We start from the raw sequence: 6,390 nt of genomic DNA on the forward strand, positions 1-6,390 counted from the left end.
AAAAAAATGTAAACTTACTTCAATAAAAACGTCAACTTTGACCCAGACAATCTTGGTATAGTTAGGAAAATAACAAGCGAAGGTGGAGGTTTCTCATTGATTTGGAATCGATTAGGCGTACTGACGGATGAAGTATCTCCAGATTTCGAGAAAGCGTTAAATTGGGCTGCCGAACAGGGTTTGCAACATGTTGAAGTCAGAGTTGTGAATGGCATGAATGTGTCAGTGTTGACTGACGATCAGATCGTTGGCATCCGTAAAATGGTTGAAGAGCGTGGATTGTATGTCTCCGCCATTGCATCTCCTTTGTTTAAATGCGTATTGGATCAGAAGCGATTGGTTGAATCGGGGGACACGTTTGGGCAGAAAGAGCAGAGTGTAGAGGAGCATTTTAAGAAACTGGATAGAGTGATCGAAATTGCTAAGCTGCTGGGGACATCGCGCATCCGTATTTTCTCGTTTTGGCGAGAGTTGGAGCCTGAGCAGTATCGAGATGAGATTGTTCATCATTTAAAAAGGGCAGGCGACATCGCGGCGAGGGAAGGCGTGGTCCTGCTTCTAGAGAATGAGCCTTCCTGTAATGGAGGCTTTGCGGAGGAAGTGGCGGCACTTGTATCTGCCATTGATTCTTCAGCCGTTCGTGGCCTTTGGGATCCAGGCAATGAAGCGTATGGCGCCAGAGAGGCCTTCCCGAGCGGATACCAGTACATGAAGAATGCTTTGGCACATGTCCATCTGAAGGATGCCTACATTCGTCAAGATGGAACACCGAAATGCGTGCCGCTTGGTTCAGGGGATGCGGCAATAACAGCTCAAATTAAGGCGCTTGAAGCGGATGGGTATGAGGGATTGTTTACGATTGAAACGCATTTTGTTCCAGAAGGCGGCAGTCAGTTGACAGGTACACGAATGACACTAGATGCGCTTCGAGCTCTGCTTGAGGAGGTATAGGGTTGGCTAACTGGAGGTTCGGGATTATCGGCTGTGGATCGGTCGCTGATTTTCATATCGAGGCTATACGTCAAATCGAAGAGGCAAGTCTGGTCGTGGTATCTAGTCGAACGGAGGCGAAAGCGCAAGCGGTTGCTGATCGAGAAGGCTGCTCCTGGACGACGGACTATCGTGAGCTCTTGGCCAGGTCTGATGTAGATATCGTCTGTGTAACGACTTCAAGCGGCAGCCACGCGGCCATCGGTTTGGAGGTTGTGAAGGCGGGCAAGCATCTAATTATAGAGAAGCCAATTAGTATGAATGTGTCTGACGCGGAGCGGCTTGTGCAAGCGGCAAAAGCAAATCATGTGACACTCTCTGTTATCTCACAGCGGCGATTTGAAGCTCAGAATCAAGCTATTAAACGGGTGTTAGATGAGGGGACACTCGGTAAGCTTCTGCTGGTTGAGGTGTCGCTTCCCTTCCATCGATCCCAGTCTTATTATGATAGCGCGAAATGGCGTGGAACGATTGCCGAAGATGGAGGAGCTCTGATGAACCAAGGGATTCATTGCTTGGATCTGCTGCTATGGTTCGCTGGAGACGTTCACACTGTCTTTGGCAAGGTAGCTACTCAGACGCACGAGATGGAAGCGGAGGATTTAGGTTTAGCCATTTTGCAATTTAAAAATGGCGCGTTCGGTACGATCATGGCGTCGACCAGCATTGCTCCAGGTTTTGCGGCGACGATCAATTTGTACGGGGAAAAAGGATCGATCAAGCTGGAAGGCTCGACGATTGTCCATTGGACAGTGCCAGGACGTAGTGAACCGACTTGGGCGCAGGCAGGTGCCTACGGCGGCATTACCGATCCGCGCAGCATCGTGTCGGATTTTCATCAAAGCCAGCTGTTGGATGTCATGGCTTCCATTGAAGCCGGCGATGAACCTCTGGTTACGGGTGAATCCGGGCTGCGTGCGGTGCAGCTAGTTGAACAGATTTATAAGAGCGCTGCCGAAGGGCGGCAGCTGACTATATGATTATTGGAGGAATGATTCTATGAGCGAGCCACAAGTACAAGTGCAACCTGTCTGGCAATCACGAATTGATGCGTTAAAGGTTAACGTGTATGAGAACCGTATCGCGTTGGGGCAAGCGGCTGGTCTAGATGCAGCCAACCAAATCAAGTCGCTGCTTGCAGAGAAAGCGGCTATCCGTATTATTTTCGCGGCAGCGCCCTCGCAAAATGAAATGCTCGAAACGCTGGCTCAGGATGATGCCATCGATTGGTCAAGAATCACTGTGTTTCACATGGATGAATACATCGGGCTCAGAGAGGATGCGCCGCAGCGATTTGGGTGCTTTTTGAAAGACCGATTGTTCGATCAGGTTAAGCCGGGTACTGTGCATCTGATTAATAGCATGAACCAGGCAGAGGACGAGTGCAGACGGTATAGCGCACTCCTAGAAGAAGCGCCGATTGATATTGTCTGCCTTGGTATTGGCGAGAACGGGCACATCGCCTTTATTGATCCGCCTGTTGCCGATTTCGCAGATCCGGAATTGATCAAGCGTGTGGAGTTGGATGACGTTTGCCGGCAGCAGCAGGTGAATGACGGATGTTTTGACCATTTAGCCGACGTGCCGACCCATGCATTAACCCTAACCATTCCAGCGCTGATGTCAGGTACTCATCTGTTCTGCTCTGTACCTGGTGTAACGAAGCATCAGGCGGTGAAGCGTACATTGAACGGAGCGATCTCGACCGAGTGCCCATCGACGATTCTCCGCCAGCATCCGGACTGCACGATGTATCTGGACCGCGATTCCTATGGTCGATAAAACGAGCATCATTTGCGCACGCCATTATGCCACAGGGGCACCTGTCGCGATTACCGTCCATGAGGGGCGGATTGATGAAGTGATGCAGGTAGAAGAATCAGATGGATTGCCGATCGTCGCCCCTGGCTTGGTCGATCTGCAGATCAACGGCTATGCGGGATTGGACTTCAACCAGCTCCCGCTGCAAGCGGAGACGGTTAGTCAGATCATCCGCAAGCTGTGGCGGGAAGGGGTAACCTCCAGTTACCCCACCGTCATTACGAACACGCCAGACGCGATCGCAAGTGCGCTAGGCAGTATTGCAAGCGCCTGTGAAGCGGATCCGGCGACGGAACAAGGCATTGCGGGCATTCATCTCGAAGGCCCGTTCATTTCACCCGATGACGGAGCGCGCGGCGCCCACCGTCTGGATGACGTAAGGCCGCCGGACTGGGACCTCTTCTGCCGCTGGCAGGAAGCGGCGGGCGGCCGCATCAAGATCGTGACGCTGTCGCCGGAATGGCCGGACAGTGCCGCATTCATCAAGCGCTGCGTCGATAGTGGCGTGATCGTCTCCATCGGTCACACGGCAGCAGACGCTTCGCAGATTGGCGAGGCTGTCGCGGCAGGCGCGCGGATGTCGACGCATCTGGGAAACGGGGCACACCTGATGCTGCCTCGGCATCCGAATTACCTGTGGGAGCAGTTGGCACAGGATGATTTGTGGAGCTGTGTCATTGCGGATGGGTTTCATTTGCCGGACCAAGTGCTGAAGGTTGTGCTCAAAGTGAAAGGGGAGCAAGCGCTGTTAGTTAGCGATGCCGTAGCTATCAGCGGACTTGAACCAGGCGTCTACAAGACGCATATTGGTGGAGATGTTGTACTTACCTCAGAAGGCAAGCTTCACTTGGCTGCTGACCCCCGGCTGCTTGCAGGTTCGGCTCAGATGCTGCTGTGGGGCATTGCACATCTGAGCAGACGGGGCATCGCTGCGTTCCCATCCGTGTGGGAAATGGCCTCGACACGCCCGGCTCGCTTGATGGGATTACCCATCGCAGAGGGCTTGTCGGTAGGAGCACCGGCCGATTTCGTTCTCCTGGATAGGGTGCAAGCGGACGGCCGCATCCCTTTGCGGCAGACTTACAAAGCCGGCAGGCTCGTCTATGATGAGGGTAGTGAGATTTAAATAGAAGCGCTGATCTGCGCGTTGCACGATAGGGTTGTTCTATTCCGCCAATTGGCATATGCTTGAAGGAAATATGGCTTCGGACAGGTGGTAATCGTATGAGCATGGGGAAGGGAATGTCCTATTTTCAAAGTAAATTAACGCTGAAAAAGGAATTTCCTTTTAAAATATTCAGCTACTCCAGCCTTGCGCTGAAGCAGCCCTTGCATATTCACGAATATACGCAGATTGCTTACGTGCTCAAGGGTGTGTGCAACCATCAGCTGCGTGGCAAGTCGCTGAATGTCAGCAGAGGAGATATGTTCATCATCACCCCAGGGGTGGAACACAGCTTGAGCGCCATTGAAGAACACGAGTTCGAAGTGGTCCTGATTGATTTTCTTCCGTATTTGGTGAGGGAGCAGTTGAAGCCTTTCTCGGATACTTTGCAGCCCTTGCTTCAAAATGCTGACGAATTACCCGAGCTTTCCTCCTTGCCGCAGCCGTGGTTGCATATTGCGAAGTCGAAGCAACTTCTCGTCGAGCAATTGCTTCAAGATATTCAGGATGAATTCGAGCATCGTGAAGCGGGATATGAATATGCCATATGTACGAGTCTCGTCAAGCTGCTCATCATCATGGATCGCGAATATCGGCGTGCTAGGCGCAAGCAACGTGTACAATCAACATCAACGAGCCAGCATCCAATTGAAGAGGTAAAACGATATATACACGACAATTACAGTCAGGATATTCCGCTTGAGCAAGGAGCTTTCCTAGCGAATATGGCGCCTGCTTACTTTAGTACGGTTTTTAAGAAAGAAACAGGCCAGAACTTCGTCGATTATGTGAATGAGGTACGCATCGAAAGGGCAATGGAGCTGATTCAGCGCAACATGCATACGATTACACAAATTGGCTTCCAGGTCGGATTCCATCATCTGAGCCATTTCATCCGAACATTTAAGAAACGAACAGGCATCACGCCTACTGAATATAAGAAAACGTTTGGCAAGACCCCCTAAACCCACGAAGAAAGAGGTAGTTGCAATGACCGAGAAAATTGTGAAGGTAGGTATTATTGGACAGGGACGCAGCGGGCGCGATATTCACGGAAAGTTGCTCGTTCAACTGCCTGAGCATTACCGGATTACGGCGGTTGCGGACTCCATTCCAGAACGACAAGAGTTGGCGAAATCAGAATACGGTTGCCAAGCTTACGCATCCTGGGAGGAGATGGTGGCCCACGAGGAGCTGGATTTGATCGTGAATGCTTCTCCGAGTCATCAGCATTTTCCGATTACGATGGAGCTGCTTAACCGCGGTCTACATGTTTTGTGCGAGAAGCCGTTGGCAAAGACAACGGAGGAGGTTGACCAGCTCATTGAGGCGTCGGAGCGAACAGGCGCTATATTGGCTGTATTCCAACAATCCCGTTATCAGCCGGCCTTCGTGCAGTTACGTAAAGTAATTGAATCTGGCGTGCTGGGACGCATCGTGCAGATCGATTTCAGCCATAATGGGTTTGCTCGCCGTTGGGATTGGCAAACGCTGCAAAGCAATAATGGCGGCAGCTTGATGAATACGGGGCCGCATCCGCTGGATCAGGCACTGCAGCTGTTTGGTGCGGACGCGCAGCCTGAGGTCATGTGCATCATGGATAGAACGAATACCTTTGGTGATGCGGAGGATTATGTGAAGCTCTTGCTGCGTGGAAAAGGTAGACCAACGATAGATATGGAAATTTCATCCAGTTCTGCTTTTCCTCATGAACAGTTCAACATTCAAGGAACAAATGGGGGCCTCCATGGAACGGGGGATAAGCTGGAGTGGAAATATTTTAAACCAGAGGAAGCACCTGAACAAAAGCTGATCCGAGAGCCTTTATTTTCAGCGGATGGGAAGCCTGCCTATTGCAGTGAGAAGTTGCCATGGCACACGGAAAGCTGGGAGGTTGCGATTCCAGGTGGGAAGTCAGCTTTCGAGCATATGACGGAGAGGTTGTATTTGATGCTGTATGACACGCTGACCGAGGGGAAAGAGTTGGAGATTACGCCTCAGCAGGTGCGTAGACAGCTGTGGGTTATTGAGGAGTGTCAACGCCAAAACCCTCAGATTTATGGGGAGTAAATAATAAGAAGCAAGGCCCTGATCTCGCTTTAGGCGGGGGAGGGGCTTTTTGAGATCGTTCGTGCTGAGAGGACGACGAAACCACGCATATTAAGGTTTGCAAGCAGGTCATCAGATGAAATAACTTGAATTCCTGTAGTTAATTTTGCACCTTTATCTCGATTTCCAGGAATAACTGTATTTCATACAGCTAAATGAACTCGATTTGATGGAAATAGTGAAATGTGGCTATAATAACGGCATTTTTGCAACTAGAATAAAAAGTGGACACCTCGTTAACAGATTTAAGATAATAGATACAACGAGGAGGTGTTCACAATGGGTGAACAACGGCAAAGGTACAA

At 50.7% G+C, this 6,390-nt stretch carries 6 protein-coding genes; all 6 read left to right on the forward strand.

Annotated elements, in window-relative coordinates:
* Positions 1 to 96 precede the first annotated feature (96 nt).
* The 6 genes from L6I86_RS34390 to L6I86_RS34415 all read left to right on the forward strand — a co-directional run bounded on the left by L6I86_RS34390 (position 97) and on the right by L6I86_RS34415 (position 6,046).
* A complete protein-coding gene (locus L6I86_RS34390; protein WP_236293316.1) occupies positions 97 to 951 on the forward strand; it encodes a sugar phosphate isomerase/epimerase family protein in 855 nt (284 codons plus the stop codon).
* A 2-nt stretch (positions 952 to 953) separates the two neighbouring features.
* Positions 954 to 1,970: a Gfo/Idh/MocA family protein gene (locus L6I86_RS34395; protein WP_236293317.1), complete on the forward strand. Its 1,017-nt coding sequence runs from the start codon at positions 954 to 956 to the stop codon at positions 1,968 to 1,970.
* Positions 1,971 to 1,989: 19 nt separating this feature from the next.
* Positions 1,990 to 2,772, forward strand: a complete 783-nt coding sequence (locus tag L6I86_RS34400; protein WP_236293318.1) for a glucosamine-6-phosphate deaminase — start codon at positions 1,990 to 1,992, stop codon at positions 2,770 to 2,772.
* An 82-nt stretch (positions 2,773 to 2,854) separates the two neighbouring features.
* Positions 2,855 to 3,937 (forward strand): N-acetylglucosamine-6-phosphate deacetylase, encoded by a 1,083-nt coding sequence (locus L6I86_RS34405; protein WP_338113467.1) that lies wholly within the window; start codon positions 2,855 to 2,857, stop codon positions 3,935 to 3,937.
* A gap of 98 nt (positions 3,938 to 4,035) precedes the next feature.
* A complete protein-coding gene (locus L6I86_RS34410; RefSeq protein ID WP_236293320.1) occupies positions 4,036 to 4,941 on the forward strand; it encodes an AraC family transcriptional regulator in 906 nt (301 codons plus the stop codon).
* 25 nt (positions 4,942 to 4,966) lie between these two features.
* On the forward strand, positions 4,967 to 6,046 hold the full coding sequence (locus L6I86_RS34415) for a Gfo/Idh/MocA family protein (protein WP_236293321.1): 1,080 nt from the start codon (positions 4,967 to 4,969) through the stop codon (positions 6,044 to 6,046).
* The last annotated feature ends 344 nt before the right edge of the window (positions 6,047 to 6,390 follow it).

It is taken from the genome of Paenibacillus allorhizoplanae (genome assembly GCF_927798215.1).
Taxonomy (GTDB): Bacteria; Bacillota; Bacilli; order Paenibacillales; family NBRC-103111; genus Paenibacillus_E; species Paenibacillus_E allorhizoplanae.

Bases quoted from the DNA above. Each gene is read 5' to 3' on its own strand.
- L6I86_RS34400 (WP_236293318.1), top strand. From the start codon at position 1,990: ATGAGCGAGCCACAAGTACAAGTGCAACCTGTCTGGCAATCACGAATT.
- L6I86_RS34405 (WP_338113467.1), top strand. From the start codon at position 2,855: ATGCAGGTAGAAGAATCAGATGGATTGCCGATCGTCGCCCCTGGCTTG.
- L6I86_RS34410 (WP_236293320.1), top strand. From the start codon at position 4,036: ATGAGCATGGGGAAGGGAATGTCCTATTTTCAAAGTAAATTAACGCTG.
- L6I86_RS34415 (WP_236293321.1), top strand. From the start codon at position 4,967: ATGACCGAGAAAATTGTGAAGGTAGGTATTATTGGACAGGGACGCAGC.